Origin of the sequence: Leifsonia sp. EB41 (assembly GCF_041262565.1) — a bacterium.
Classification (GTDB): domain Bacteria; phylum Actinomycetota; class Actinomycetes; order Actinomycetales; family Microbacteriaceae; genus Leifsonia.
In genome coordinates this window covers 3925551-3952190 of sequence record NZ_JBGCCJ010000001.1, presented here as the reverse complement: position 1 = coordinate 3952190, position 26640 = coordinate 3925551, and the positions used below count along the sequence as shown (strand labels likewise).

Genomic DNA, 26640 nt, shown 5'->3' with positions numbered 1-26640 from the left:
GGTGGAGCGGTGACCGAGTCCTCCGCGCTCCTGACCGACCGCTACGAGCTCACCATGCTCGACGCCGCACTGCTCAGGGGCACCCACGACCGCGAGAGCGTCTTCGAGGCGTTCACCCGCCGTCTGCCCACCGGCCGGCGCTACGGCGTCATCGCCGGCACCGGGCGGCTGCTGGAACTGATCGAGCGCTTCCGCTTCGGCGACGCCGAGCTCGAGTACCTGCGCGACAACGAGGTCGTGCGCCAGGAGACGCTCGACTGGCTCGCCGACTTCCGGTTCTCCGGCACCATCCGCGGGTACCGGGAAGGCGAGGTCTACTTCCCGGGGTCGCCGTTCCTGATCGTGGACGCGCCGTTCGCCGAGGGGGTCATCCTGGAGACGCTCATCCTCAGCGTCTTCAACTACGACTCCGCCGTCGCGTCCGCCGCGGCCAGAATGGTCACCGCCGCCGCGGGCCGGCCGCTCGCCGAGATGGGATCGCGCCGCGCCAACGAGCGCAGCGCCGTCGCGGCTGCCAGGGCCGCGTACATCGCGGGCTTCGGCGCGACCTCCAACCTGGAGGCCGGCCGCACCTGGGGCGTGCCGACGATGGGCACGGCGGCGCACGCGTTCACGCTGCTGCACGACAGCGAGGAGGACGCCTTCCGCGCCCAGGTCGCGGCGCTCGGCTCCGGCACGACGCTGCTGGTCGACACGTTCGACGTGGAGCGCGCCATCGAGACCGCCGTCCGGGTCGCCGGACCGGAGCTGGGCGCCGTCCGGCTCGACTCAGGCGACCTCCCGAAGCTCGTCCGCCGGGTGCGCGACCAGCTCGACCGGCTGGGCGCGACCCGCACGCGGATCACCGTGACGAACGACCTGGACGAGTTCACCATCGCGGCACTGTCGTCGTCGCCCGTCGACTCGTACGGAGTCGGGACGTCGGTCGTCACCGGCTCAGGGTCGCCGGCCTCCGGGATGGTCTACAAGCTCGTCGCGCACCGCGGCGACGACGGCGCGTGGGTGCCGGTGGCCAAGAAGTCGGACGGCAAGCCGAGCATCCCGGGCCGGAAGCACCCGGTGCGCCGGCTCGACGCGGCGGGGCATGCGGTCGCGGAGGTCGTGCACATCGTGGAGGCCGGGGACGTCCCCGACGACACCGGCCGCGACCTGCTCGTCCCGCTGGTCACGGACGGCGAGCTGCACCGGGAGCACCTCGGTCCGGAGGGCACGACCCGGGCGCGCGAGCACCGCGCGAGCGCGATGCGGGAGCTGCCGGACGAGGCGTTCCGGCTGGGCCGGGGCGACCCGGTGCTGCCGACGATCTTCGGCTGAGCGCCCTACTCGTCCAGCTTCACTCGTCCCGCAGCTTCTCGTAGATCTCCTTGCAGGTCGGGCAGACCGGGAACTTGTCCGGGTCGCGACCCGGGGTCCACATCTTGCCGCAAAGCGCCTTGACGGGTTTGCCGGTCATCGCGGACTCGAGGATCTGCTCCTTCTTCACGTAGTGCGAGAAGCGCTCGTGATCGCCCGGCTCGGAGTTCTGCGGGGTCTCCCGGACATCGGGCCGTTCCAGAGTGGAGGTGCCACCGCCGCCCGGCTCGCCGCCGGGTTCGAGGATGCTGGCGTCGTTCATCGTCCCAGTCTAGGCACGTCGCTCAGTCGTTGCGGTTGGCGAACGCCATCAGCTCAGGGCCGCGCTTGTCGAACGCGCGCGCGCCCGCCCACAGGCCGCCGCCGAGGGCCGCGAAGCCGACCAGCACCGAGGCGATGGGCGAGATGCCGAGCCAGAACGGGCTGACCGTCAGTCCGAGCGCCAGGAAGATGACCGCGGGCGACGCCAGGATGACGATCGCGAAGAAGCTGAACGCCTGCGCGAGCGCGGCCGACGCTCCGGAGTTCTGCGGCTGCATGAACGCGCTGTCGCCCGGCTTGGTCGCCGGGTACGGGAACAGCGCGGAGAATGCGCTCGACAGGCCGAGGCCGATCACCAGGATGGACCCGCACAGCGCGGCGACCGCGGGCAGCACGGCCCAGTCGCCGTACACCGCAGCGGTCACGATCGAGCCCACCAGGATGACCGGGATGCCGATGAGCACCGGCGGGAACATCCTCCCGAGCCGGTCCGCGATGCCGCGGGTGCCCGACACCAGGTGCAGCCAGACCGCGGTGCTGTCGAACGCGACGTCGTTGTGGATGGTCCAGCCGAGGAACAGGCAGACCAGCGGCAGCGGCACCAGCGAGGCGAAGTGGATCGGGAGGCCGCCGAGCGCGAGCGCGACGACCACGAACACCGGGATGACCGGCACCACCACCAGGGCCACCCAGTAGCGCGCGTCCCTCCCCCAGTAGGTCATCGAGCGCGCGGCGATCGCCGCGGTCGGGCCGCCGGGGAGCCGGGCGAACCAGCCGAGGCCGTGGTGGTCGCGTACGTGCTCCTCACGCTCCGGCGCGACGAGCACCAGCGCGACGAGGGTGCGCCAGACCAGCCAGAGCACGCCGACGGTCGCGACGGCGATCAGGAACTGGACGAACGCCGCTCCCCCGTCGCCCTCGGCCGCGGCTCCCGGCATGCTCCAGACCGCGCCGAGCGGGGTCCACTGCAGCCAGCCGGCGAAACCGTTCAGGGTGCCGAGGCCGTCGCGGCCCCAGTCGACGGTGAGCAGCAGGATCAGCACGGGGGCGAGCAGCACGAGGGCGAGGATCGCCATGACGCCGCCGGCCTCCTTCGACCGGCGCGGGGGCACCAGGAGCGACGCGATCGCCGTCGATACCCGCGACGCGAGGACGCAGGTGGGCACGGCGATCAGCGCCGAGAGCACGGCGAGCACGGCCGCGCCAGGATCGCGGGACCAGGTGATGACCGTGCCCAGCGAGCAGACGAACAGCACGAGGGCGGGGACGCCGACCAGCGCGGCGAGGGCCAGCCCGCGGGCGAGCTCCCGGTCGGGGATGCCGAACAGCGCGAACTTGCGCGGGTCTAGCGCGTCGTCCGCGCCGAACAGCAGCGGAAGCAGGAGGCAGCCGGCGACCACGATCGAGCCGATGACGACGAGCACGCCGTGCACGTCCGCGACGTCGGGCGCGAGGCGCGCCGCCACGAGGGCGCCGAACACCAGCACGATCGTCACGATGCCGTACGCCAGCGCCAGGACCAGGCCGAACACCTGCCACGGGCTGCGCCGGAAGGAGTTGCCCAGGAGTCTGAGCCTCAGTCCGAGAAGCTGTGCAACCACTCCATGCCCTCCGCCGCCTTGCGTCCGCCCGCCAGGTCGACGAACCGTTCCTCCAGGGTCTGCTCTCCGCGCACCTCGTCGATGGTCCCGGCCGCGAGCACCTGGCCGCGGACGATGATGGCGACGCTGTCGCAGACCCGCTCGATCATGTCCATGCCGTGGCTGGAGAGAACGACCGTGCCGCCCGCCGACGTGTAGCGCTGCAGGATGTCCACGACGTTCGCGGCGGAGACCGGGTCGACGGACTCGAAGGGCTCGTCGAGCACCAGGAGGCGCGGCGAGTGGATCATGGCGGCCGCGAGGGCGATCTTCTTGGTCATGCCCGCCGAGTAGTCGGCGACCAGCCGGTCGAGGGCGTCGGCGATGCCGAAGGCGTTCGCGAGGTCGGCGGTGCGCGCGTGGACCGTCCGGGCGGAGAGCCCGCGCAGCGTTCCGGCGTAGTGCAGGAACTGCGCGCCGGTGAGGCGGTCGAACAGGCGGAGCTTGTCGGGGAGGACCCCGATGACGTGCTTGGCGCGCACCGGCTCGGTCCAGGCGTCGACGCCGTGCACCACGACGCGGCCCTCGTCGGGACGCAGCAGCCCGGTGATCATCGACAGCGTCGTGGTCTTCCCTGCGCCGTTCGGTCCGACGATGCCGTAGAAGGAGCCCTCGCGGACGTCCAGCGAGACGCCGTCCACGGCGACGATCGAGCCGTAGCGCTTGCTGAGCCCGTGAACGGTCAGGACGCTCGGCCGCGTGTCGACGACCGGGGCCGGACGCGACGGCTCAACAGGCTCGGCGGGCGCGGGAACGACGGGGGCCGTCTCGACGACCGCCTTCACCGTGCGGGGCTTCTGCGTCGTCTTCGCGGCGCTGGTGCGCTTGCGCGGCGTCGGCGTGCGCGTGCTCGACGCCGCAGCGGCCGCGGCCGTCTTGGGCTGTGTGCGCTTGGCCGCCGGGCGCGCCGCCGGCGCCCGCCTGCTCCGGCTCTGACTGCGCGATCTCGGACATCCGCTCCCCCTCGTCGTCCCCCACAGAATCGGGCGCGCCGGACTCCGGATCGGTGCTGCTGCCGGGTCGCGCGCGCTCGAAACTCACCACGCAACCGTACCAAGACAGAACCGCTTGCGTACCCCCCGACGGGTGACCTCGCAGTCACGGGCTCAGGCTTCTCAGACTGCCTAGGAAAGTCCTGTGAGGAACATAACGACCGCGCAACGACCGACGTCAACCCCTGCCCCCGGATGAGGGCCCCCGGTATTCTGGTGCAGGCATGAAGGCGTGTCGAAACACGTAAAGCGTGAATGAACTCCCGGTGACATCCCGGGAGTGGCGGGCGACCAAGCCCCGCAGCATCACACCCACACGGGGTTCGCGCGGATTCAAGGAGAAGATTGTGACGACCCAGGTAGTGATCCTCGCGGCCGGAATGGGCAGCCGGCTCGGCCGCAGCCTCCCCAAGCCGCTGACGGAGCTGAACGACGGCCGCACCATCATGCAGCAGCAGTTCGACAACATCCACGCCGCGTTCGGCAAGGACGTCACGGTGACGATCGTCGTCGGCTACAAGCTCGAGCACATCATCGAGGCGTTCCCCGACGCCGAGTTCGTCTACAACGAGCAGTACGACCAGACGAACACCTCCAAGAGCCTGATGCGCGCTCTGCAGGCCTCCGGCCCCGGCGGCGTGCTGTGGATGAACGGCGACGTCGTCTTCGACCCGGCCGTGCTCGTCCGCGGCGCGGCCATGGTGGCCCGCGACCAGACCTTCGTGACCGTCAACACCTCGTCGGTCGCCGACGAGGAGGTCAAGTACACCACGGGCCCCGAGGGCTACATCCACGAGCTGTCCAAGACCGTCAAGGGCGGGCTGGGCGAGGCCGTCGGCATCAACTACGTCTCGGGCAAGGACAAGGCCGCCCTGCTGCGCCAGCTGCAGCGCGTCGCCGACCAGGACTACTTCGAGCGCGGCATCGAGCTCGCGATCGAGCAGGACCGCCTGCTGGCCGAGCCGGTCGACATCTCCGACCTGTACGCCGTCGAGGTCGACTTCCAGGAGGACCTGGAGCGCGCGAATCTTTTCGTATAGTCGAAGGGCCGCGTGATGCGAACACGCAGCCTGCGATCAATACGATAGGTTCCCGTGACCACTACCTCCGCCGATCTGCGCCCAGCGCAGCGGACGCGCTCCGCCCGCTACCGCCACTCGCTGTGGCTGCTGACGGTGCGCGACCTGCGCGTGCGCTACTCGACCAGCGCTCTGGGCTACCTGTGGTCGATCCTCGACCCGCTCGTCATGAGCGCGATCTACTGGTTCGTCTTCACGGTGATCTTCCACCGCAGCGTCGGTGAGAACCCCTACATCGTCTTCCTGCTCACGGCGCTCCTGCCGTGGATGTGGTTCAACGGCGCGGTGTCCGACAACACGCGGGCGTTCCTCCGCGAGGCGAAGCTGATCCGCTCGACGATGATCCCCCGCACGATCTGGGTCAACCGCATCGTCACCGCCAAGGGGATCGAGTTCCTGCTGTCGCTGCCGGTGCTGGCGATCTTCGCGATCGCGACCGGCGCCCGCGTGAACGTCGACATCCTGCTCTTCCCGCTGGCCATCCTCATCCAGGTCATCCTCTCGGTGGGCGTCGGCCTGATCGTCGCGCCGCTCGTGGTGTTCTTCCGCGACCTGGAGCGCGCCGTGAAACTGGCGCTGCGGTTCCTCTTCTATGCGTCGCCGATCATCTACAGCGCCCGCGACCTCCCGGGCGGCTGCGGCGCCGGCGTCGCAGCCAAGCACTGTGCCGCGTACGTCGCCGCGCACCCCGGAACCCAGACCGAGACGCTCTTCTCTCTGCACTTCTGGTCGGCGTTCAACCCGCTCACGGGCATCTTCAGCCTCTACCGGTCGGCGTTCTTCCCGGAGGAGCTGGACTGGTACCTGGTCATCGTGGCCGCGCTGATGTCGCTCATTCTGCTCGGGGTCGGCTGGCTCGTTTTCAAGCGCTTCGAGCGCGACGTCCTGAAGGAGATCTAGGTGTCAGCCGTCATCGACGTCACCGGCCTGGGCGTGCGCTTCAAGCGCAACCGCGGAGCCCGTCGCTCGTTCAAGGATCTGTTCGCCGGGCGCAAGCGCCGGGCCCGCCCCGACGACTTCTGGCCGCTGCGGAACGTGTCGTTCCGCGTCGCGCCCGGTGAGGCGATCGGCGTGGTCGGCCGAAACGGCCAGGGCAAGTCGACCCTGCTGAAGCTCGTCGCCGGCGTGCTGCTGCCCGACGAGGGCACGGTGAAGGTCACCGAGGGCGTCGCTCCCCTCATCGAGATCACCGGCGGGTTCGTGGACGATCTCACCGTGCGCGACAACGTCTACCTCACAGCCGGGCTGCACGGGATGACCAAGGGCCAGATCGACGCGCGGTTCGAGGAGATCATCGACTTCGCCGAGATCGGCGACTTCGTGGACACCCCGTACAAGCACCTCTCCAGCGGCATGAAGGTCCGGATCGCGTTCGCCGTGATCGCGCAGCTCGAGGAGCCCGTGCTGCTGGTGGACGAGGTGCTCGCGGTCGGCGACCGGGGCTTCCGGGAGAAGTGCTACGCGAAGATCGAGGAGCTCCTCGCCAGCGGCCGCACCCTCTTCTTCGTCTCGCACAACGAGAAGGACCTGCGCCGGTTCTGCGCCCGCGGGCTCTATCTCGACAAAGGCCGCCTCGTGCTGGATGGGCCGATCGACGACGTGCTCGACCTCTACAACCAGGATTACGGGACATAGAAAACTCCTGGTCGGAGCGGGTTTCTGTCCGGCTGAATGTCCTCCACGGAAAAGAATTCGCGCGAGTTATCCCCAGAAGGGGTCTGTAGACCCGATTTCGACGTTGGGGCGTCGGAGGGGGTCATTAACTTGGTGCGCATGAGACACGTTCGGAACCTTCGCAACCCACTCGCCCCGCTCCGCGACAAGCGCTGCGCCTATCGCGTCCCCTGGACCGTCGATCGCAGCGGCGCGCCCCATTACCGCCTCGTCAACACCAGCGCCGACGAGCTTCGCGGCGTCACCGTGAGCATCGCGGGCAGCTCGTCCGTGCGTGTGAGCTCGCCGTCGTCCATCCGGCCCGGCGAGGCCGTGCGCGCCAGCGTCAGCGGCAGCGACGACCCCGCCCGGGACACGCTGCTCGTCGTGCGCTGGTTCCCGCCCGACGGCCACGAGTACCTCTGGCAGGTCAGCTTCTGAGCCGAGGCCGGCCGCGCCGTGTGCGCGGCCGGCCTCGGCTGCGGGCATGCATTTTCCGCCCTACTGGCCTCAGGCACGGATGACCCGGTGGCGAGCACTCTGGTTCGGGAATCCGCAACCGGATAGGCATGAAGCATGAATCAAACGACGTCTGCTGCCGCGATCCACTTCGGAGCCAAGGTACGTCACGCCCGCATCGCCCTCGGACTCAGCCAGGAGAGCATCGCCGAGCTCGCCCAGATGCACGTCACCAACTACGGCAAGATCGAACGCGGCCTCGCCAACCCCAGCCTCGTGACCATGCTGCGCATCGCCAGCGTCCTCGGCACCGAGATCGCACTCCTGACCGAAGGACTGTCGCGGGACGACCTGCCGGCCGAGTTCGACGTCCTGAGCGCGGACGAGTTCCTGCAGGAGCGTGACAGACGACGCTGAGGGATGGATCGCGTCGCCGGCCTGATCGCGTCGACGAGGAGGCATACACTCGGTAAGGATGACCAAGCGACCCGAGCCCATCGTCTCCCCGACCGGCGGTCCGCCCCGCGGTGGCGACACCCCGCGCGCCGTCGACAACACCCTCGACCGGTTCCTCGGCATTCAGCGCCCCGTGGTCCTCGCGCACCTGCGCGGCCTGCGGCGGCGATTCCCGGATGCGACAGCCGGCGAGCTCGCCGCCATCCTCGAACGGCGGTATCTCGCGGCGGTCACCACCGGTGGCGCGGCGGTCGGCGCCACAGCGGTCATCCCCGCGATCGGCACAGGCGTGACGCTGGCGCTCTCCGGGCTGGAGACCGCAGCGTTCCTGGAGGCCACCGCGCTGTACGCGCAATCCCTCAGCGAGCTGCACGGCATCGCGGTGGAGGATCCCACGCGTGCGCGCGCGCTCGTCCTGACCATGATGCTCGGCCGCGAGGGCTCGGACCTGGTGCGCCAGCTCGCCGGGCAGGTGGCCGGCACCGGGGTGACCCGCACGGCGTACTGGGGCGAACTCGTCACGACCACGCTTCCGTCGATGGTCGTCGGGCCGCTCGTGGACCGGCTGCGGACCGTCTTCATCCGGCAGTTCGCGGTGCGTGGCGGGGCGTCGATCGTCGCCAGGGCGATCCCGTTCGGCATCGGCGCTGTCGTCGGCGGGACCGGCAACCATATCCTGGGCCGGCGCGTCGTGACAAACTCCCGGCTGGCTTTCGGGGCGGCGCCGCTCGTCATCCCGGCGGCGCTGACGCCCGCGGAAGGCCCGGGGGCCGTGCGTCGCTTCGGGGCGAACACCGGACGCCGCGTGGTGCAGGCGGGGTCGGTGCTGCGCGGCGCCATCCCGGCGCGTGCGCTGCGCCGCGGCACGAAGGGCGAGGACGCTTCCTCACTGACGACCGCGGAGGGCCAGGCCGCCATCGAGGCCGCCGACGCGCCACCCGAGCGCTAGACGATCGGCGGGCGCCCCGCGGCGGTCATCCGCAGCACCGTGCTCCAGCGGATGGGCCGGCGCTCGCCCGGGTCGGCGCTCCAGCCCTCGCGCCAGCCGCCGAACCACGCGCGCAGGACGTCCGGCTTCCGGAACCAGCGCAGGAGTTGGATTCCCGTCCACGAGCCCACGTAGAGCGGGACCAGCACCGCCGGCAGGTTGCGACGGGCCAGCCACACGCGGTTGCGGGCGTTCAGCCGGTAGTAGTACGAGTGCCGGGTGGGCGAGACGGCCGGGTGCTCGGCGACCAGGTCGCCCGCGTACCAGACGCGCTTGCCCTGGTCCCAGACCCGCCAGGAGAGCTCGATGCCCTCGTGGGCGTAGAAGAACGGGTCGGCCCAGCCGCCCGCGCGCTCGAACACGTCGCGCGGGAGCACGATCACGGCCTCCAGCACCGAGAACACGGCGGACGACTGCTCCGGGTCGCCCTTGCGGATCCGCGGGATCCACCGGCGCGGAGACGGCTTGCCGTCGCGCGCCCGCAGCCGGGGCTGGATCATCCCGATGCCGGGGTCGCGCCGCAGCAGTCCGACCGCGTCGCGCAGGAAGCCGGGCGACGGGATGTCGGCGTCGTCGTCGAGGAACAGCAGGTACTCCCCCGCCACGCGCGGAACTCCCTGGTTGCGCCCGGCCGGGATGCCGAGGTTCTCCGGCAGCGCCAGCGTCGCGACCCCGGGCGGCAGCGGCGGGTCCGACGTCGCGGGGTCCCAGCCGTTGCCGACCACGACGATGTCGGTGGTCACGCCCTCCTGGGCGAGGACGGACCGCACGCCGCGCAGCAGGTCGTCCGGTCGCGTGCCCTGCGTGAGCACGACGACGCCGACCGTGGGGTCAGCCACGGACCCGCTTCGAGGACATGATCGCCACGAAGTGCCCGATCGCCGCCAGCAGCGCCAGCGGAACCAGGATCACCAGCAGGACGCGGTCGGCGAGCGGCGAGCCGATGAACAGCCCGACGATCGAGAAGACGAAGATCAGGATGGTCAGTTCCACCGAGTGGTACATCCGGTGGAACGGGAGGAACTTGGCGGCCTTGCGCAGCGTGGCGACGACGCCGTGCGTCGGCGCGTAGGCGGCCTCCGTGTCGGCCAGCTTCGGCAGGCCCGCGCTGGCCCGCGCGACGCGCACCATGTCGTTGAGCGCCTTGTTGAGCACGATGATGAGGGCGAGCAGAGTGCCGAGGTTCGTCCAGAGGAAGTCCTGCGGCGTCTCGAACGGGAAGCCGGCGGCACGGACGCCGAGCGCGATCGCGATCAGGGTCTCGGTCGTGTAGTGGCCGACGTTGTCGAGGAACATCCCGGCCGGGGACGATGTGTTGCGCCAGCGCGCCACCTCGCCGTCGCAGCAGTCCACCAGCATCTGCAGCTGGCCGAGGACGAGCGCCAGCGCGGCGCCGCCGATCCCCGGGATGAGGAGGCTGGCCGCGGTCGCCCAGCCGGTCAGGATCATCAGCCCGGTCACGCCGTTGGCCGAGATGGAGGTCTTGAGCAGGAACCAGGTGAGGTACGGCGACAGGTTGCGCAGGTACAGCGACGCCGTCCAGTGCTCGGCGTTGCGACGCCCGCGCACCTCCGGAGGCTGCGCCACCGCCTTGAGCTCGGCGATCGACGTTGGCCGCGCTCCGTGCGCTGCCGGTCCCGCTGCTGTCATGCCTACCTTCCGGTGTGTGCCGTGATGTTCCGCGTGAGCGACAGGTATCCGAGGATGAACCCGATGCCCCAGCTGAAATGGATGCACGGCAAGACTACGAGAAACCAGAGGAACGACGAAAAGCCGTCGCGACGCCCCCAGACGAACGCGGACGCCACCACGATGACCAGGTAGACCACGGGGACCGCGAACGCCCAGAGCAGCCACGGGGTAGCGCCGAGCAGCGCCTGCAGCACGCCGCCGAGGCCGAGCAGCACGCCGAGCGCGACGCCGAGCACCATCACCGGCGGAGCGAAGTAGCGCACGCCGTTCGAGGCCGGGAAGCGCCGGGCGAGCTCGCCGCGCCAGATGCCGGTCGAGAAGAACTGCCGGGCGAGCCGGTACAGGTTGGGGCGCGGCCGGTAGACCACACGCAGGCGCGGGGTGAACCAGACGGTCCCTCCCGCCTGCCGGATGCGCCGGTTGAGCTCCCAGTCCTGGCCGCGCTTGATCTCCTCGTCGAAGAGGCCGACCTCCAGGAGCCGGTCACGACGGAACACTCCGAGGTAGACCGTCTCGGCGGGGCCGGCCGCGCCGCCGACGTGCAGCTTGGTGCCGCCGAGCCCGATCCGGCTGCCGTATGCGCGGGCGACCGCGCGCTCGAACGACGTCGTGCCCTGGGCGTCCATGAGGCCGCCGACGTTGTCGGCGCCGGTCTCCTGGATGGCCTCCACCGCGACGCGGGCGTAGTCCGGAGGCAGGACGCTGTGCGCGTCGACGCGGATGACGACCGGGTACTGCGAGGAGCGGATGGCCAGGTTCAGGCCGGCAGGGGTGGACCCCACCTCGTTGTCGACGACCCGGATCCGGGAGTCGACGGAGGCGAGCTCCGCGACCAGCTCCGTGGTGCCGTCGATGCTGGGCCCGAGGGCGATGGTGACCTCGAACGGACCGGCGTAATCCTGCGCCAGCAGGCTGTCGACCGCCGCCCGGACGTGGGTCGCCTCGTTGAGGACGGGCATCACGTAGGACACACCCGGGAGGGTGTTCACGTTGTCGTCCGGCATCTGATCCATTCGTCGTTCGGGTCGCGCCGAGCTTATCAGCCGGCGCCTGGGCGGCCCGTCTGACGGCAGCACGACGGAAGGCCGCCCCGCATCGCGGGACGGCCTTCCGAGGGGGTCCGGGTCAGTTCGCCGGGAGCGAGCCCAGGGTCACCGAAGTGGTCTTGGACTGGCCGCCCCTGATGTAGGTGACGTCGGCCTTGGCGCCGGCCGGGAGCGCCCGCACCTGAGCGGTCAGGTCGGTCGCGTCGGTGATCGGGAGGCCGTTGAAGTTGACCACGATGTCGCCGGCCTGCAGGCCCGCGCTCGCCGCCGCGCCGCCGGAGGTGACCGACTTGATCGACGCGCCGACGGTGGTCGCCTTGCTGTCCGCGCTGGCGTCGCCGACCGAGGCTCCCAGGAGGCCGTGGGTCGCCGAGCCGTTCTTGATCAGCTCGTCGGAGATCCGCTTCGCCAGGTTCGACGGGATCGAGAAGCCGACGCCGATGCTGCCCGACTGGGTGCCGGAGGAGCTGCTGCCGCTGGCGCTCGCGATGGCGACGTTGATGCCGATCAGCTCGCCCTTGCTGTTGAGCAGCGCGCCGCCCGAGTTGCCGGGGTTGATCGACGCGTCCGTCTGGATGACCGGGAGTGAGATCGTGCCCTGGGTTCCGCTCTGCGACGAGCCGCCGCCCTGGTTCGGGAAGTCGAAGTTGAACGGGTTCTGCGTGCTTCCGTTGCCGCTGCCTCCACTGCCGGAGCCGTCGCTGGACTTCGGCGCCGCCGAGGACGCGATGCTGATCGACCGGTTCAGCGCGCTCACGATGCCGTCGGTGACGGTCCCGGAGAGCCCGAGCGGGGCGCCGATCGCGACCGTGGTGTCGCCCACGTTCAGCTTGCTGGAGTCGGCCCAGTTCATCGGGGTCATCCCGCTGGCGCCGTCGAGCTTGATGACCGCGAGGTCGGTGGTCGGGTCGGTGCCGACGATCTTGGCGGTGTAGATCTTGCCGTTGTTGTCGGTGACGCTGATGCTCACGTTGGACGCGGCGCCGTCGAGGGTGACGACGTGCGTGTTGGTGAGGATGTAGCCGTCCGAGCTGAGCACGATTCCGGAGCCGGTGCCGCCCTCGCTGGAGGCGCTGACGGAGATGGTGACGACGCTCGGCGACGCCTTGGCGGCCACCGCGGTCACGGTGGTGGCGTTGTTGGTGTCGTTGACGGTGATGTTCTGCGGGCCGGAGACCGTCTTGATCGTCGCGTTGCTGCCGGTGGCCGAGTACAGGCCGATCCCGGCGCCGGCGCCGGCGATGCCGCCGATCAGCGCGCCGATGGCGAGCGTGGCGATGATGAGGCCGGTGTTGCGCTTGCGGGGCGCCTTCTCACCGGTGCCCGGCGCGGTGGCGTAGGGCTGCTGAGCACCGGGCTGCTGGGCGCCGGGCTGCTGGGCGTAGGGGGCCTGCGCGTAGGCGGGCTGGCCGAACGAGCCGTTGCCGTAGTTGGGCTGCGGCTGCGGCTGGTGCTGCTGCGCGCCGACCGGCTGGCCGTACGGCTGCTGGGGAGCGACCGGCTGGGTCGGCTGCGTGTGGTTCGCGACGGGGATGGGACCCTGGGGCGCGGTCGGCTGCTGCGCCGCGGGCTGCTGCGCCGTCGGCTGCTCCACTGTGGGCTGCTGCGCGGTCGGCTGCTCGGCCGTCGGCTGCTGCGCCGCAGGCTGGGCGGCGGCCGGAGCGGTCCAGCCGTGGTCCGCTGCCGGGGCGGCGGGCTGCTGGGCGGCGGGCTGCTCGGCGGCCGGGGCCGCAGGCTGCTCGGCGGCCGGGGCCGGGGCCGCAGCGGGGGTCTCGGCAGGGCGAGCCGCGCCGGCATCCACGACCGCGTCGGCGTCGGCGTCGTTCTGGGGCTTCGCGGGCTCCGGGGTGATCGGGGTGTCGGTCATGGTGTGGTGCTCCTTCCAAGCACTAGACAGCTTGGGATGCCAACCTGAGCGTTCTATTTGCGGGTCCTGTGGGCGACCTTCCGCCTCCCGATGACTCCCCCCAACGTAACGAATGGATGCGATGGGAGCGAGGCCCTAGGTTGGATCCATGACGGTTTCCGGCGCATGGAGGGCCGCCGCGCGCGGCGCGGGACTGCTGGGCGCGGACGGCGTGGTCCGCCCGACGATCTTCGCCGAGATGAGCGCCCTCGCGGTGCGCAGCGGCGCGATCAACCTCGGGCAGGGATTCCCCGACGAGGACGGCCCCGCCGTCGTGCTCGACGCCGCCGTCGACGCGATCCGGGGCGGCGCGAACCAGTACCCGCCCGGCATCGGCATCCCGGAGCTGCGGCACGCCGTCGCCGCTCACCAGCGGCGCTTCTACGGGCTGGAGGTCGATCCCGACCGGGAGGTGCTGGTCACCGCCGGCGCGACGGAGGGCATCGCCGCGACGCTGCTCGCGCTGCTCGAGCCGGGCGACGAGGTCGTCACGTTCGAGCCGTTCTACGACGAGTACGGCGCCGTGATCTCCCTCGCGGGCGGGGTGCACCGCACCGTCCCGCTGGAGCCGCCCGCGTTCAGGCCGGACCTCGACCGGCTGCGCGACACGGTGACCGACCGCACCAGGGTCATCCTGGTCAACACGCCGCACAATCCCACCGGAGCGGTCTTCGACCGGGAGACCCTGACGACGATCGTCGAGCTCGCCCACCGGCACGACGCGATCATCGTCACGGACGAGGTCTACGAGCACCTCACCTTCGGGCCGCAGCACATCCCGATCGCGACGCTGCCCGGCGGCTGGGAGCGGACCGTCACCATCTCCTCCGGCGGCAAGACCTTCAACACGACCGGCTGGAAGGTCGGCTGGCTGACCGCGCCCGCCGAGCTGGTGACGGCCGTCCTGGCGGTGAAGCAGTTCCTCACTTACGTGAACGGCGCGCCGTTCCAGCCGGCGATGGCCGCCGGCCTCGCGCTCCCCGACGAGTTCTTCACCGGGATCGCCGCTGCGCTCGCGCACAAGCGCGACGTCCTGTCGGCGGGGCTGCGGACGGCAGGGTTCGACGTGAACCGCAGCGACGGCACCTACTTCGTCGTCGCGGACGCGGCGCCGCTCGGCTACCACGACGCCGTCGAGTTCTGCCGTCGGCTGCCCGAGCTCGCCGGGGTGGTCGCCGTGCCGCTGTCCGCCTTCTGCCGCGACGACTACGCACGACGGACGGCCTCGCTGGTGCGGTTCGCGTTCTGCAAGCGCGTCGAGGTGCTCGAGGAGGCCGCGGCCCGCCTGGCCACGCTGGGCGGCTGATCGGCGCACGGGCCGGCGCCGAGGGCGCTCAGTCGATCGGCTCCACCCGGTAACGCCGCAGAGCGAGCGCCGGATTCCTCCGACGCACCTCCTGCACGCGCTCGGCCGACGCCTCCGCGACGGCGACGCCCGAGGTCTCCCCCAGCCCGGCGAGCACGACGCCCATCGGGTCGATGATCGCGCTGGAGCCGACACCGATCGGCGGGGTGTGGTCGGCCGCCGCGACGTACAGGGTGTTCTCGATCGCGCGCGCGGCGAGCAGCGTCGACCAGTGCTGCTCCTTGAGCGGTCCGCGCACCCATTCGGCGGGCACGGCGACCAGCTCGGCGCCCGCGTCCGCCAGCCGGCGCGTCACCTCGGGGAAGCGCAGGTCGTAGCAGGTCTGCATCCCGATCCGGAGGCCGTCCACCTCGAACACCTCGGGCAGGGCGAGGTCGCCCGGCACCACCCAGTCGGACTCCGTGGAGCCGAACGCGTCGTACAGGTGCTGCTTGCGGTAGACGGCGAGCCGCTCGCCGGTCGGGCCGACCGCGACGAGCGTGTTGGCGAACTTGTCGTGCACGCCGGTCTGCTCGACGAGCCCGGCGATCACGTACACGTCGTGGTCCCGCGCCGAGGCCTGGAGCGACTGGACGAACTCGCCGTCGAGCGGCTCGGCGTTGCGGGCGAAGGACGGCCCGAGCGGGTCGGTGAAGTAGGACGAGTACTCCGGCAGCACGACGAGGCGTGCGCCGCGCGCGGCCGCGACGGCGATCAGCGCCGCCGCCACGTCCCGGTTGTGCACCCGGTCGTCGCCGGGTGTGAACTGCGCGACCGCGACGCCGACGGCGGTCACGGCCGGGCCTCCGCGCCGGGCACCGCCTCCGCGACCGGGCGCGGCGTCTCGATCGGGAGCCGGACGCTGATCGAGGTGCCGACGCCCTCCTCGCTCGCGATGTCGAGCCGGCCGCCGTGCGCGGTGACGATGGCCTTGGTGATCGTCAGTCCGAGTCCGACGCCGGGGACCGCGTTGCGCGTCGCGGTGGAGGCGCGGAAGAACCGCTGCGAGAGCTGGCTGAGCTCGACCGCCGGGATGCCGATGCCGGTGTCCGTCACGGCCACCACCGCCTCGTCGCCCTCGCGGTGCAGCGAGACCGTGACCGTGCCGCCGGCCTGCGTGAACTTCATCGCGTTGGAGACGAGGTTGTCGACGGCCTGGCCGAGGCGCACGGTGTCGCCGCGCACCTCCACCGACTCGTCCGGCACGTCGCAGACCAGCTCGACGCCCGCGGTCGCGGCGACCGGGGTCGCCGACTCGACGGAGGCGGCGACGACCGAGCGCAGCTCCGCGTCCTTGATGTCGATCGGGAACCGGCCGGACTCCACCTGCGCGGTGAACAGCAGGTCGCCGACCAGCCGCAGCAGCCGGTGCGCGTTGCGCTCGGCGACGCCCAGGTACTGGAGCTGCTCGGTCGACAGCGGGGACTCGTCGTCGTCGCGCATCAGCTCCAGGTAGCCGAGGATCGAGCTGAGCGGCGTCCGCAGCTCGTGCGAGATGAGGCCGACGAACTCGTCCTTGAGACGGGCGAACTCCCGCGCCTGCGTCATGTCGGTGGCGACGAAGATGAAGCCGACGCGGTGGCCGTTCTCGTCCAGGCGGGGCGTCGCGGCGACCTGCACGGGCACCTGCTTGCCGTCGGCGCGCACATAGGTCCAGTCGCGCACGTCGGCGTAGCCCGCGCGCACCGTGTCGACGAGCGCGGAGAAGTCGTCCATCCCCGACACCGTCGTGAAGCGCGCGTCCATGTCGCGCAGCCGCTCCTCCAGCTCGCTCACGAGGTGGAACTCGATGACCTTGCGGTCGGCGCCGAGGACCTGCTTCTCGGTCAGCCCGAGCATCTTCTCGGCGCCCGGGTTCCAGACGTCGATCACGCCGTCGAGGTCGGTGCCGATCACGGACTGCTCCGTCACGGCGTTCCAGATGCTCTGGATGAGCCGGTTGGCGGTCTTCAGCCTGGCCTCGTTGAGCACCAGCTCGTCCTGCGTGCGCACGGCCTGCGCGAGCAGTTCCTCGCGTTGCTCCGCGGCGGCGCGGGTCGCCTGCAGCTGCCTCCGCGAGCGGTGGGCGATCTCGTTGACCACCGCGGCCACGATCGCGTAGATCACGGGAGAGAAGAAGGCGCGGATCAGGTCGGCGGGGCTCGTCGAGCCCACATCGACCAGGATCGGGCCGATCAGCACGAGGAAGATCCCGACCGCGGCGATGACGATGTTGCGCCGGCCGTCCTCTGTCGCGATCCAGACGAACGGCAGCAGCAGGATGACGCCGATGGAGGACGTGCTGCCCCCGGTGCCGATCCGCATCAGGCCGATCGAGAGCATCGCCACCAGCGGCACGACGACGTTCCAGTGTGCGTCGATCCGCGTCCACGGCACCAGTATCGCCAGCAGGAACGCGCCGATCATCACGGCGACCGAGCCTGCGACGAAGAGCGGGATGTGCGCGCTCACCACCCCGGGGATGAGCGACAGGCCCAGCGCGATGATGTAGCCGACCAGGGTCGGCACGAGCTTCACGAAGACGGAGGGCGATTCGAGCGGGATGCGGCTGAGCCAGCGGTCGACCGTCATGCGGGTTCTCCCAGTCCGAGCATCGAGCGGATGCGCTCCGAGAGCACCCGCGGGCTGAAGGGCTTGATGATGAAGCTGTCCGAGCGGTCGGCGACGATGCCGTGGTCGGTGAGGAGCTGCACGGAGGCCGACACCATGAGGATGAGCGTGCTCTTGGTCAGCTCGCCGCCGCGGATCGCCTCGGCGACCTCCACGCCGTTGAGCCCGGGCATCGAGATGTCGAGCACCGCCAGGTCGATGCCGCCGGCGTTCACCGCGTCGAGCGCCGACTGGCCGTTGTCGACGGCGGCCACGATCTCCACCCCTGCGCGGTTGGCGGCGATGACCATGAGCCCACGGATGTCGGCGTCGTCGTCTGCGATCACGACTCTCTTGACGGTCACGAGAAGAACACCAGCCTCACGACGACGATCACGGCGATGAACAGGAGAGCGACCCCGCCGTAGATCGGCAGGCGCAGCTCCCAGCGCCGGTTGCTGTCGAGCTCGCGCTGCAGCTCCTCGCGCTGGACGCGGGTCAGGTCGACGGGGCTCATGCGTGCTCCTCCGGTTCGACGGCGTCGAGCACGGCCGCCACACGGTCGTAGCGGCCCACGTCGGCGGCGTCATGACTGTCGGTGGAGGCAACGATACGCGCACCGGCGGCACGCAGCGCGCGCACGGCGTCGGGGCCGGGGCAGGCCCACTTCTCGTTGACCTCCACGATCGTGCCGGTCGCTGCTGCCGCGGCGGCCCAGGCGGCCAGCCGGGAGGCGCCGAGCTGCTCCTCGGCGAGTCCGACCTTCGGCAGGATCGAGAACCAGTGCGCGAGCTGCGCGTGCGGCGTGCGCTCCATCGCGCGGATGCTCGCCTCGATCAGCAGGTCGAGGGCGTCGTCCGCCGAGAGACCGGCCGCGAGCCGCTCCCTGGTGGCGTCGGGCGACCACGGGCCGTCGGTCCCGGGAAACTGGTGGTCGCCGATGACGACGGCGTCCACGCCGCCCGGACCGACCACGAGGTCGGCGGGGGTGTCGACGGCGCCCGTCACGTCGAGGAGTTTCGCCTCCACGCCGGTGAGCACGGTGAGGCCGTCGGGCACCGGCTCGGCCGCGACCGCGGCGACGAACTCCGGTACCCAGGCGGTGGAGGCGCGCACGTGGTCGGTCAGCCGCATGGTCCGCAGCCCGGCCGAGTGCGCCGCCGCGATGTTCTCGGCGAGCGTGCTGCGGGCGTCGTCGGAGAAGGTCGAGTGCACGTGGTAGTCGCCCTGCAGCAGCACCGTCAGTCCGGTCACTCCTCCGGCCCTTCGGCGTGGGCGGCGTTCTCGGACACGAGCACGTCTCGCGGGTCGAGGAAGACGTCCTCCAGGAAGCGCACGTTGGCGAGCTCGGCGAAGTCCACGGCGGACGGGGCGGGACGGCCGAGCACCAGGTCCAGCAGCAGCGAGGGCATGTCGACGCCCGCGGCGATCGTCAGCGGCATTGCCCCGGGAAAGCGCGGGTTGACCTCCAGCAGGGCGGGGACGCCGTCGCTGCTGTAGCGGAGCTGCACGTTGGCGACCCCGGTCAGGCCGATGGCGCGCGCGACGTCCGCAGCGGTCTCCGACAGCTCGGCCCTGCGCACCGTGCGGCCGGCGATCGACACTCCGGAGTCGACCCGCTCCCTGGAGCGCGGGACGGCGGCGATGACGCTGCCGTCGAGGCCGGCGAGCACGTCGACCGAGAACTCCTCGCCGGGGAGGTTCTCCTGGATGATGATGCTGCGGTCCTCGCCCAGCGCCTCCAGCGCCGCACGGTCGGCGATCAGCCGGACGCCGCGCGAGCCTGCGCCGCTGCGCGGCTTGACGATGACCGGGAAGACCCACTCCGCACCGACGCCGTCGCGGTCGAGCAGCCGGGTCTCCGGGAGGCGCGCGTGGCCGTCGACGGCCTGCGCGAGCCGGTACTTGTCGAGGCAGGTCACGAGCGTCTCGTGGCTCGGGGCGGCGAGCGACGTGCCGACGGCGGCCAGCTCGTCCCTCCGCGCGGCGAGCCCCGGCAGCTCGACGTCCACGGTCGAGAACAGCACGTCCACATCGTCGGCGGCGCACAGCGCGATCACGTCGTCCACGAACCGCGGCGACTTCCCCGGCGGCACGATCCGGCGGGCCTGCTCCGGCACGAGGTACAGCCCGCTCGCCCAGCCGTCCATGTCCGCGGCGAGCACCTCCACGTCCGCGCGCTTGAGCAGCGAGCGGATCACGGCGATCCCGGCCGGTCCCCCGGCTCCGGTGACGAGGACGCGGGTGGTGCTCTGGGTCATTCCTGGGTCCTTCTGATCCGGGCGTCGGTGTGGATGCTCGAAGCCGGCACCGAGATGTCGGCGGTGTCGCGCATCACCTCCAGCGGCTCGCAGCTCGTCCCGCCGCCGAACCGCGACCAGTACCGCGCCGTGGCGAGCACGAAGTCGTGCTCCAGGTACGCGCGCTGCTCGGCCTGCGAGCGGAAGCAGTCGATGAGCCGCAGCTTGGCCTCCGTGAACCCGTCGATCGGCACGAAGCGGGTCGGCCGGAAGTCGATGGTGGCCGACGGGCTCTGGAAGCAGCACACCGTGCGCACGTCGCGCGTCGCGACGCTCACAGCGGCGTGCACGGCACGGTGGTCCTGGTGGCGGTCGTGCGCGGAGTGCGTGTAGACGATGTCCGGCTTCACCTCGGCGACGACGCGCTCGATGATGGTCACGGTGGGGTCGGCCGCCGAGATCCGGGTGTCCTCCAGGTCCTCCAGGAACAGCCGTGCGCCGAGCAGCTCGGCCGCCGCGAGCGACTCGTGCTGGCGGTCGTCGGCGTCGCCGCCGCGGGCTCCGCGGGAGAGGGTGAGGATGACGACCTGGTTGCCGGCGTCGCGGTGCGCGGAGAGGATGCCGCCGACGCCGATCTCGACGTCGTCCGGGTGCGCGCCGATCGCGAGGACCACCTGCTGCTGGCTGGCGGCACGCTTGGCGCGGCCCTCCTCCGCGAGCCGTCCGACGATCGCGACCAGCTCGGAGGAGGCGATCGGCTTGGTGAGGAACTCGTCGGCCTGGGCGCGCAGCGCGGAGACGGCGTAGTCGACGGAGACGTGCGCGGTCATCACCACGACGGGCATCCCCGGGTGGCGGCCGCGCAGCTCGCGCAGGAGGTCGATGCCGGAGATTCCGGGCATCTCGATGTCGGTGATGACGACATCGGGGTCGAACGCCGCGATGGTGTCGAGGGCGATGGACGGGTCCGTGACGGCGACGACCTGCGCGTCCGCACGCTTCTCGAGCACCGTCTTCATGTAGAAGGCGACGTCCGGATCGTCCTCGATCACACACACGCGGTACTTCTGAGCAGGGTTCGCCATTCGCCGTCCTCCGGGTCCTGGCAGAACTCTACTGGGACGACCGGTCTACGTGACCGGACTCGCCCGGGCCTGCAGCCGATTTCGCACTGCCGCGAGCTCGTGATAAGTTTTTCCTTGTGCCGCGGGGTGGAGCAGCTCGGTAGCTCGCTGGGCTCATAACCCAGAGGTCGTAGGTTCAAATCCTGCCCCCGCAACCAACTGGCCCGGACTTGAGGAGAAATCCCCAGGTCCGGGCCGATTTTTGTCTGCACCGGAGGATGATGGACGAGGCTCTCGACGCCGCGCGCGTCGCAGCGGTCTGGGAGGAGCACCCCACCTGGGCGCTGCTGCGCAGCTACAACGGCCGCTGGGTCCTGCCGCTGTTCTCGCGCCACCTCGAGTACGCCGACGGCACCGTCTCCGCCGACTGGTTCCACCAGAAGGTCGCCGAGGCGCTCGACGCGCTGGACGACGACCGCGACGACAGCGAGCCGGAGGCTGAGGCTCCGGCCGACGCCGAGTCCTCACGCACTTCGCCGGTCGAGTACTGCCGGAGCTGGGTCGACAGCCGCTGGCTGGTCCGCACCCGCGCCGGGGCCGGCGAGGGCCGCGCGCGCTACCGGCTCTCGCAGTACGCCCTCCAGGCGCTGCGGATCGTCCGCGAGCTGGCCGAGCCGGACAGCGCGGTGTCGGAGGCGCGCTTCGCGAGCATCGCGCACGCCGTCCACCACCTCGCCGCGCTCACCGACCCCACCGCGGAGTCCCAGCTCGAACGCCTCGACCGGGAGATCGCCGAGTTGCAGGCGCGACGCGACGCCATCGCGCGCGACGGGGCGGTCGCGGCCTCCCCCGAGACGGTCGCCCGCCAGCTCCGCGAGGTGCTCCGGCTCACCGCGACGCTGCCGGAGGACTTCCGCCAGCTCGGCGCGATGGTCGAGCAGCGCCACCGCGAGGTCGCGCGCGCCGCCTCCTCCCAGCACGTCGGCAAGGGCGCGCTCGTCGACCGGTTCCTGCGCGACAACGACCTGCTGGAGCAGACGCCGGAGGGCCGCGCCTACCGCGGATTCGCGGGGATGCTGTCCTCGCGCCAGCTCGACGGGATGCGCGCCGACATCGACCGTGTGCTGTCCCGTCCCAACACCGAGCTGACCGAGCGGCAGCGCGCCCAGCTCGAGACCCTGATCACCTCGCTCCTGGCTGAGGAGCAGACGGTCCAGGAGACCTACGTGCGCTGGACCTCCTCGCTGCGCCGGTTCCTCAGCCGCAGCGGGTCCGACCGGCACGCCCGGCTGCTCTCGCTCGCGGCCCGCGCGCTCGACGCCGGGGCGCTGTGGACGGAGCGTCGGCCGGGACCTGTGCTGGTCGACGGCGATGTGCTCGGCATCGGCGGCTGGGATCTCGTGGACGTGACCCAGACGCAGCTCTGGCGCGACCGCGGCCGCCCCCAGGTCGGCGTGACGATCACCGAGAACGACGACCCGCTGCCCGACCACGAGCGCGAGGCGCTCCGGCTCGCGGTGGGGACCAGCGCGGCAGCGGTGCGGGAGACGATCGACTCGCTGCTCTCACGTGCGGAGACCGTGACCGGCGCCGACGTCTACGCCGAGACTCCGCCGGAGTTCCGCCGGCTCGGACTGGCCGTCAGCCTCATCGAGCTCGGCGCCGAGCACGACGCCGTGGCCGAGGGCGTCCAGACCGTGCCGCTGAAGCTGGCGGACGGCGACCGGGAAGTGACCATGCCGCTGCTCGTCTTCGGACGGGACGCGCTCGAGACGGAGGCGGAGGACCGATGACGGACACTCTCGAACAGGACCAGATGAGCAGTGAAGGGGTCGAGGACGGCACCGGCGCCGACGCCTTCGGCGACCACCCCTCCGACGCCCTCCCGCGCGAGGCCCGCACGGCCCTCGTCACTCTGCTGACGAGCCGGTTCATCACCCGCGCCAAGCAGCCGGACGCCTGGCGCGGCCTCCTCGATCACGAGGACGACATCCGCGCACGGCTCGACGAGCTGTTCCTGACCCTGCACCTCGACCGCGAGCACGAGGTCGCCTTCAAGCGGCAGAACGGCGAGGACGGCGTCCCGGTGCTGCTGCGGCGCGAGAAGCCGCTGTCCCGCGACGCCTCGCTGCTGCTCGTGCTGCTGCGGCAGGAGCACGCGTACACCGACGCGCAGGACGAGCCGGTCACCGTCAGCCGCGACCACATCGCGGAGTTCCTCGGCCGGTTCCAGGGCGACTCCGCCCACGACGAGGTGCGCGTGGACCGCCGCATCCGCGCGGCGATCGCCGCCCTCGACCGGCTGGAGCTGCTGACGCCCGCCCCGGACGACCCCGACCTCTTCCTGGTCTCGCCTGCCGTCGTGCCGTTGATCGGGACCGCCGAGCTGCTCCACCTGGAGCGGATGTTCCTGGAGGGCGCAGGGGCGCCCAGCGAGACCGCCACCGCCGCCGAGGAGGACGCCGAGTGACCGACCTGCCCGCAGACGAAGGCCTGCTGCGCCGCGGCCAGTTCCGCATCGAGCTCGTCCAGCTCCTCAACTGGGGAAGCTACGAGGGCTTGCACCGCATGCCCGTGGGCCGCGGCGGCATCGCCATCCTCGGCCCGACCGGGCGCGGCAAGTCGACCGTGCTCGACGCGATGTCGGCCGTCATCATGCCGAACCCGCAGGAGTTCAACCGCGCGGCGCGGGACGACTCCCGGCAGCGCTCCGAGCGCACCGTCTACAGCTACGCCCGCGGCAAGACCGACGAGGTGAAGGACGCCGGCTCGGACACCACCACGACCCACTTCCTCCGCCCGCTCGGCACGGCGTTCCCGAGCGGCGCCGCCGTCACGTGGCGCACCGAGCTCGGCGAGACCATCACCGCAGCGCGCCTCGCCTGGATCGGGCCGGAGACCTCCACGCAGGACGAGGTCACCAGCTCGACCGTGTACCTGCTCGCCCACGGCGAGTTCCCGCTCGGCCGGCTCAACGAGCTGGTGCAGGAGCCCGGCAGCTCGTCGCCGCTCACCCGCGCCTCCCTCGCCCGGCTGGTGCACCCGGAGCGCGACCTGGTCACCTCCTCGCAGCCCGAGCTGCGCGTGCGGCTGTGCGAGGAGCTCGGCATCGGCGGCAGCGACGAGTCGCAGCTCAAGGCGCTCACCCTGCTGCGCCGCGCGCAGGCGTCCAAGGGCGTCTTCTCCATCGACGAGCTGTTCAAGAGCTTCGTGCTCACCGAGCCGCGCGCGCTGTCCCGCTGGGAGACCACGCTCAGCAGCTACCGCGAGGCGTCGGCGCTCTACGACGTGTTCGAGACCACGCGCCGCAAGCTGGAGGTGCTGGCCGACGTCCCCGCCCGCGCCGAGCAGTACGCGGCTGCCGCGGAGGACGCGACCGGCAAGCGCCGGCTCCTCTCCCCCGCCGACGGCGAGACGGACCCGCGCCTGCGGGTCTGGCTGGCCGAGCGCATCCGTGACTGGGTGTCCGGCCGGGTGGACGAGGTCCGCGACCGCAAGCGCGAGCAGGAGGCGCGGCGCCGCGAGGCCGACACCCAGGAGCGCGCGGCGCACCGAGCGCACCAGGACGCCCAGGCCCGGCTCGCCGCGGCCGGCGGCGACCCGTCCGTGGCTCTCCGCCGCGAGCACGAGTTCGCCGAGCGCGTGCTCGCCGCCCAGACGCGCGAGCGCGCGGCGGCCGACGCCCTGTTCGCCCGGGCGGGCCTGACCGCGCCGGAGTCCGCCGACCAGCTCGCCGAGCTGCAGCGCGAGGCCGAGTCGCGGCTCGCCGCGGTCACCGCCGACGACGACCAGCAGGCGCACCGCTACGAGCTGGCCGGCCGCGTCGACGCGGCGAAGAAGGCCATCGCCACCGCGAACGCCGAGAAACGGTCGTTCGAGCAGCGCCGAAGCAACGTCCCCGCCGACGCCGACGAGCGCCGGCGCCGGATCGCCGAGGGCGCAGGGCTGTCCCCGGAAGACCTCCCGTACGCGGGCGAGCTGTTCGAGGTCGCCGCGGGCCGCCGGGACTGGAGCCGCGCGGTGGAGTCCGTGCTCGGCGAGGTCGCGACGCACCTGATCGTCGACGAGCGCAGCTTCGACGCCGTCCGCCGGTTCGTGAACGAGGCCGACATGCGCGGCCGGGTCGTGCTGGTCCCCGCGGTCGCTGGACGCGCACCCGCGCTCGACCCGGTGGACCGCACCCTGCCCGCCCTCCTGCAGTTCGACGACGCCAGCCCGTTCTGGGGCTGGCTGCACGACGAACTCGTGGCCGACCGCAGCGTGCTCTGCGTCGAGTCGCCCGACGAGCTGGACGCGCCGCGACCCGCCGGCGTCTCCGGCGCCGTCACCCGCTCCGGCATGCGCTCGGCCGCACGCGGCCGCGTCGTGAAGGACGACCGCCGCACCGCCTCCTGGATCGGCCTCGACAACACCCCGCGCATCCACGAGCTCGCGTCCCGCATCGCCGCCCTGGAGACCGAACTGGCGGAGGCCCGAGCCGAATCCGACCGCGCGGAGGCCGAGCACGGCGACGCCCGCCGCCGCAGCGAGGCCCTCGGCGCGATCCGCGCGATCGAGTGGGAGGCCATCGACGTCGCGTCCCACGCGGCACGGGTGGCCGAGCTCGCCGAGCAGCTCGCGAACGTCTCGGTCGCCCACCCCGAGGCCGCCGCCCTGCAGGAGGAGGCCGAGCGCCACGACCGCGAGCGCATCGACGCCGCCAAGCGCGGCGCCGCCCTCCAGTCGCGCGTGGACGAGCTGGAGTCGCAGCACGCCGACCTCATCGACATCGAGGACAGCGTCGCCGACGCCCTGGAGGACAACAGCGCGCTGACCGCCGAGGAGCGCCTCCTGCTCGGCACGCTGCCGTTCACGGCGCCGCGGGAGCCGGCCGACGTCGACCGACGGTACGCCGAGGCGCTGGCGGCGCTCCGCGACCAGATCGACGCCCACCAGCAGAACGTCGAGCACTACGAGCAGCTCCTCATCGTCACGTTCGAGCGCTACCGCGACCTCGACCCCGGCGCCGAGATCGACGCGACCATCGACAGCCTCCCCGCCGTGGAGGCCATCCACCGGGTGCTCGTGGAGGACGACCTCCCGCGCGCGAAGTCCGACTGGCTGGTCAAGGCCGGCGCGAGCATGGGCGACAGCCTGCGCGCCCTGCTCACCCAGATCGAGGAGGACGGCCACGCCATCCGCCGCGGCGTCCGCCCGATCTCGAGCGCGCTGCGCGGCATCGAGTTCCGGGAGGGGTCGACGCTCGACATCGACCCGCGGCCGGTGTCCAACAGCGACCTCCACGAGTTCACGCGCACGCTGCGCAAGCACACAGCGACCGCCTCCGGAGCCGATCGGAGGGACGCCGCGTCGATCGAGCGCGACTTCCTCGACCTCCGCCGCGACCTGTCCCGGCTGGAGGAGCGCTCCCGGGCGGGCGAGGCGTGGCGGCGCCGCGTGCTCGACGCCCGCGAGCACTACCAGTTCCGGGCGATCGAGACCCGCGCCGACGGGACGCAGATCGTCCACGAAGGCGTTGCGGGCAAGTCCGGCGGCGAGGGCCAGGAGCTCATCGCCTTCGTGCTGGGCGCCGCGCTGCGCTACCGGCTCGGCGACGGGACGGACGCCACTCCCACCTACGCCCCGATCGTGCTCGACGAGGGCTTCGTGAAGGCGGACAACGAGTACACCGGGCGCGCCCTCGCGGCGTTCCGCGGGCTCGGCTTCCAGCTCATCGTCGGCGCCCCGCGCGACAAGGTGAACGCGTTCGAGGAGCACGTGGAGTCGGTTGCGTACGTCACGGGCGACCCGGCGCGGCCCGGACTGTCGCGGATCTACTCACTCAGCATCCGGGAGGCGCTGGAAGGCGAGCGGATCGGGGCCCTGCAGGCCTAGGCG

At 71.6% G+C, this 26640-nt stretch carries 26 protein-coding genes and 1 tRNA gene; 13 read left to right on the top strand and 14 right to left on the bottom strand.

Annotated features, from left to right (window positions below; translation table 11 throughout):
- Nucleotides 1-9: 9 nt before the first annotated feature.
- The gene (locus ABH923_RS19465) at nucleotides 10-1314 is read left to right on the top strand and encodes a nicotinate phosphoribosyltransferase (RefSeq protein ID WP_370057045.1); all 1305 of its coding nucleotides are present in this window, start codon (nucleotides 10-12) and stop codon (nucleotides 1312-1314) included.
- A 19-nt stretch (nucleotides 1315-1333) separates the two neighbouring features.
- Here ABH923_RS19465 and ABH923_RS19460 read toward each other — a convergent pair whose 3' ends face one another.
- From ABH923_RS19460 to ABH923_RS19450, 3 genes are read right to left on the bottom strand one after another with little or no spacing between them, the layout of a single operon-like run.
- Nucleotides 1334-1615, bottom strand: coding sequence for a DUF3039 domain-containing protein (locus ABH923_RS19460; RefSeq protein WP_370057043.1), 282 nt, complete (start codon nucleotides 1613-1615; stop codon nucleotides 1334-1336).
- Nucleotides 1616-1637: 22 nt separating this feature from the next.
- A complete protein-coding gene (locus ABH923_RS19455; RefSeq protein ID WP_370057042.1) occupies nucleotides 1638-3215 on the bottom strand; it encodes a hypothetical protein in 1578 nt (525 codons plus the stop codon).
- Nucleotides 3191-4039, bottom strand: a complete 849-nt coding sequence (locus ABH923_RS19450; RefSeq protein ID WP_370057041.1) for an ABC transporter ATP-binding protein — start codon at nucleotides 4037-4039, stop codon at nucleotides 3191-3193. The genes ABH923_RS19455 and ABH923_RS19450 overlap by 25 nt, the downstream gene beginning before the upstream one ends.
- Nucleotide 4040: 1 nt before the next feature.
- On the opposite strand from ABH923_RS19450, the gene ABH923_RS19445 reads away from it, so the two are divergent.
- The 7 genes from ABH923_RS19445 (at nucleotide 4041) to ABH923_RS19415 (ending at nucleotide 8842) form a co-directional block, all read left to right on the top strand.
- Complete coding sequence (locus ABH923_RS19445; protein ID WP_370057039.1) at nucleotides 4041-4190, top strand: hypothetical protein; 150 nt, start codon at nucleotides 4041-4043, stop codon at nucleotides 4188-4190.
- Between the two features lie 403 nt (nucleotides 4191-4593).
- Nucleotides 4594-5286 (top strand): NTP transferase domain-containing protein, encoded by a 693-nt coding sequence (locus ABH923_RS19440; RefSeq protein ID WP_370057038.1) that lies wholly within the window; start codon nucleotides 4594-4596, stop codon nucleotides 5284-5286.
- Between the two features lie 54 nt (nucleotides 5287-5340).
- Complete coding sequence (locus ABH923_RS19435; RefSeq protein ID WP_370057037.1) at nucleotides 5341-6225, top strand: ABC transporter permease; 885 nt, start codon at nucleotides 5341-5343, stop codon at nucleotides 6223-6225.
- Complete coding sequence (locus tag ABH923_RS19430) at nucleotides 6226-6960, top strand: ABC transporter ATP-binding protein (protein WP_370057036.1); 735 nt, start codon at nucleotides 6226-6228, stop codon at nucleotides 6958-6960.
- Between the two features lie 138 nt (nucleotides 6961-7098).
- Entirely contained in the window at nucleotides 7099-7419 is a 321-nt protein-coding gene (locus tag ABH923_RS19425) for a hypothetical protein (protein ID WP_370057035.1), read from the top strand.
- A 135-nt stretch (nucleotides 7420-7554) separates the two neighbouring features.
- Complete coding sequence (locus tag ABH923_RS19420) at nucleotides 7555-7854, top strand: helix-turn-helix domain-containing protein (protein WP_370057034.1); 300 nt, start codon at nucleotides 7555-7557, stop codon at nucleotides 7852-7854.
- A 58-nt stretch (nucleotides 7855-7912) separates the two neighbouring features.
- Nucleotides 7913-8842 carry a hypothetical protein gene (locus tag ABH923_RS19415; RefSeq protein ID WP_370057033.1) on the top strand — a complete coding sequence of 310 codons (930 nt, stop codon included), beginning with the start codon at nucleotides 7913-7915 and terminating at the stop codon, nucleotides 8840-8842.
- Here ABH923_RS19415 and ABH923_RS19410 read toward each other — a convergent pair.
- The 4 genes from ABH923_RS19410 to ABH923_RS19395 form a co-directional block, all read right to left on the bottom strand.
- Nucleotides 8839-9720 carry a glycosyltransferase family 2 protein gene (locus ABH923_RS19410; RefSeq protein WP_370057032.1) on the bottom strand — a complete coding sequence of 294 codons (882 nt, stop codon included), beginning with the start codon at nucleotides 9718-9720 and terminating at the stop codon, nucleotides 8839-8841. The two genes, ABH923_RS19415 and ABH923_RS19410, sit on opposite strands and share 4 nt — an antisense overlap.
- Nucleotides 9713-10531 carry a CDP-alcohol phosphatidyltransferase family protein gene (locus ABH923_RS19405; RefSeq protein WP_370057031.1) on the bottom strand — a complete coding sequence of 273 codons (819 nt, stop codon included), beginning with the start codon at nucleotides 10529-10531 and terminating at the stop codon, nucleotides 9713-9715. The genes ABH923_RS19410 and ABH923_RS19405 overlap by 8 nt, the downstream gene beginning before the upstream one ends.
- A 2-nt stretch (nucleotides 10532-10533) precedes the next feature.
- Nucleotides 10534-11577 (bottom strand): glycosyltransferase family 2 protein, encoded by a 1044-nt coding sequence (locus ABH923_RS19400; RefSeq protein ID WP_370057030.1) that lies wholly within the window; start codon nucleotides 11575-11577, stop codon nucleotides 10534-10536.
- Between the two features lie 121 nt (nucleotides 11578-11698).
- Nucleotides 11699-13486, bottom strand: a complete 1788-nt coding sequence (locus tag ABH923_RS19395; protein ID WP_370057029.1) for a trypsin-like peptidase domain-containing protein — start codon at nucleotides 13484-13486, stop codon at nucleotides 11699-11701.
- A gap of 148 nt (nucleotides 13487-13634) precedes the next feature.
- Here ABH923_RS19395 and ABH923_RS19390 point away from each other — a divergent pair, with 148 nt between their 5' ends.
- Nucleotides 13635-14831 carry a pyridoxal phosphate-dependent aminotransferase gene (locus ABH923_RS19390; protein ID WP_370057028.1) on the top strand — a complete coding sequence of 399 codons (1197 nt, stop codon included), beginning with the start codon at nucleotides 13635-13637 and terminating at the stop codon, nucleotides 14829-14831.
- Nucleotides 14832-14859: 28 nt separating this feature from the next.
- Here ABH923_RS19390 and ABH923_RS19385 read toward each other — a convergent pair whose 3' ends face one another.
- Genes ABH923_RS19385 through ABH923_RS19355 form a run of 7 tightly spaced genes read right to left on the bottom strand, consistent with a single transcriptional unit; the run spans nucleotide 14860 to nucleotide 20784 of the window.
- Nucleotides 14860-15666: a carbon-nitrogen hydrolase family protein gene (locus ABH923_RS19385; protein ID WP_370057027.1), complete on the bottom strand. Its 807-nt coding sequence runs from the start codon at nucleotides 15664-15666 to the stop codon at nucleotides 14860-14862.
- Nucleotides 15663-17441, bottom strand: a complete 1779-nt coding sequence (locus ABH923_RS19380) for a sensor histidine kinase (protein ID WP_370057026.1) — start codon at nucleotides 17439-17441, stop codon at nucleotides 15663-15665. The genes ABH923_RS19385 and ABH923_RS19380 overlap by 4 nt, the downstream gene beginning before the upstream one ends.
- The gene (locus ABH923_RS19375) at nucleotides 17438-17824 is read right to left on the bottom strand and encodes a response regulator (protein ID WP_370057025.1); all 387 of its coding nucleotides are present in this window, start codon (nucleotides 17822-17824) and stop codon (nucleotides 17438-17440) included. Before ABH923_RS19375 ends, ABH923_RS19380 begins: the two co-directional genes overlap by 4 nt.
- Nucleotides 17821-17976, bottom strand: a complete 156-nt coding sequence (locus ABH923_RS19370; protein WP_370057024.1) for a hypothetical protein — start codon at nucleotides 17974-17976, stop codon at nucleotides 17821-17823. The genes ABH923_RS19375 and ABH923_RS19370 overlap by 4 nt, the downstream gene beginning before the upstream one ends.
- Nucleotides 17973-18704, bottom strand: coding sequence for a PHP domain-containing protein (locus ABH923_RS19365; protein ID WP_370057399.1), 732 nt, complete (start codon nucleotides 18702-18704; stop codon nucleotides 17973-17975). The genes ABH923_RS19370 and ABH923_RS19365 overlap by 4 nt, the downstream gene beginning before the upstream one ends.
- A gap of 5 nt (nucleotides 18705-18709) precedes the next feature.
- Nucleotides 18710-19720 carry an ATP-grasp domain-containing protein gene (locus ABH923_RS19360; RefSeq protein WP_370057023.1) on the bottom strand — a complete coding sequence of 337 codons (1011 nt, stop codon included), beginning with the start codon at nucleotides 19718-19720 and terminating at the stop codon, nucleotides 18710-18712.
- On the bottom strand, nucleotides 19717-20784 hold the full coding sequence (locus ABH923_RS19355) for a response regulator (RefSeq protein ID WP_370057022.1): 1068 nt from the start codon (nucleotides 20782-20784) through the stop codon (nucleotides 19717-19719). Before ABH923_RS19355 ends, ABH923_RS19360 begins: the two co-directional genes overlap by 4 nt.
- Nucleotides 20785-20904: 120 nt before the next feature.
- Here ABH923_RS19355 and ABH923_RS19350 point away from each other — a divergent pair.
- The 4 genes from ABH923_RS19350 (at nucleotide 20905) to ABH923_RS19335 (ending at nucleotide 26637) form a co-directional block, all read left to right on the top strand.
- A tRNA-Met gene (locus ABH923_RS19350) sits at nucleotides 20905-20981 on the top strand.
- 63 nt (nucleotides 20982-21044) lie between these two features.
- Nucleotides 21045-22556 carry a DUF3375 family protein gene (locus ABH923_RS19345; RefSeq protein WP_370057021.1) on the top strand — a complete coding sequence of 504 codons (1512 nt, stop codon included), beginning with the start codon at nucleotides 21045-21047 and terminating at the stop codon, nucleotides 22554-22556.
- Nucleotides 22553-23233, top strand: a complete 681-nt coding sequence (locus ABH923_RS19340) for a DUF4194 domain-containing protein (RefSeq protein ID WP_370057020.1) — start codon at nucleotides 22553-22555, stop codon at nucleotides 23231-23233. Before ABH923_RS19345 ends, ABH923_RS19340 begins: the two co-directional genes overlap by 4 nt.
- Complete coding sequence (locus tag ABH923_RS19335) at nucleotides 23230-26637, top strand: ATP-binding protein (protein ID WP_370057019.1); 3408 nt, start codon at nucleotides 23230-23232, stop codon at nucleotides 26635-26637. The genes ABH923_RS19340 and ABH923_RS19335 overlap by 4 nt, the downstream gene beginning before the upstream one ends.
- Nucleotides 26638-26640 lie beyond the last annotated feature (3 nt).

Excerpts from the sequence above, each read along its gene's own strand:
- ABH923_RS19340 (WP_370057020.1), top strand. The coding sequence starts at position 22,553 with ATGACGGACACTCTCGAACAGGACCAGATGAGCAGTGAAGGGGTCGAG.
- ABH923_RS19395 (WP_370057029.1), bottom strand. The coding sequence starts at position 13,486 with ATGACCGACACCCCGATCACCCCGGAGCCCGCGAAGCCCCAGAACGAC.
- ABH923_RS19370 (WP_370057024.1), bottom strand. The coding sequence starts at position 17,976 with ATGAGCCCCGTCGACCTGACCCGCGTCCAGCGCGAGGAGCTGCAGCGC.
- ABH923_RS19420 (WP_370057034.1), top strand. The coding sequence starts at position 7,555 with ATGAATCAAACGACGTCTGCTGCCGCGATCCACTTCGGAGCCAAGGTA.
- ABH923_RS19460 (WP_370057043.1), bottom strand. The coding sequence starts at position 1,615 with ATGAACGACGCCAGCATCCTCGAACCCGGCGGCGAGCCGGGCGGCGGT.
- ABH923_RS19390 (WP_370057028.1), top strand. The coding sequence starts at position 13,635 with ATGACGGTTTCCGGCGCATGGAGGGCCGCCGCGCGCGGCGCGGGACTG.
- ABH923_RS19425 (WP_370057035.1), top strand. The coding sequence starts at position 7,099 with ATGAGACACGTTCGGAACCTTCGCAACCCACTCGCCCCGCTCCGCGAC.
- ABH923_RS19355 (WP_370057022.1), bottom strand. The coding sequence starts at position 20,784 with ATGGCGAACCCTGCTCAGAAGTACCGCGTGTGTGTGATCGAGGACGAT.
- ABH923_RS19380 (WP_370057026.1), bottom strand. The coding sequence starts at position 17,441 with ATGACGGTCGACCGCTGGCTCAGCCGCATCCCGCTCGAATCGCCCTCC.
- ABH923_RS19360 (WP_370057023.1), bottom strand. The coding sequence starts at position 19,720 with ATGACCCAGAGCACCACCCGCGTCCTCGTCACCGGAGCCGGGGGACCG.
- ABH923_RS19400 (WP_370057030.1), bottom strand. The coding sequence starts at position 11,577 with ATGCCGGACGACAACGTGAACACCCTCCCGGGTGTGTCCTACGTGATG.
- ABH923_RS19405 (WP_370057031.1), bottom strand. The coding sequence starts at position 10,531 with ATGACAGCAGCGGGACCGGCAGCGCACGGAGCGCGGCCAACGTCGATC.
- ABH923_RS19415 (WP_370057033.1), top strand. The coding sequence starts at position 7,913 with ATGACCAAGCGACCCGAGCCCATCGTCTCCCCGACCGGCGGTCCGCCC.
- ABH923_RS19345 (WP_370057021.1), top strand. The coding sequence starts at position 21,045 with ATGGACGAGGCTCTCGACGCCGCGCGCGTCGCAGCGGTCTGGGAGGAG.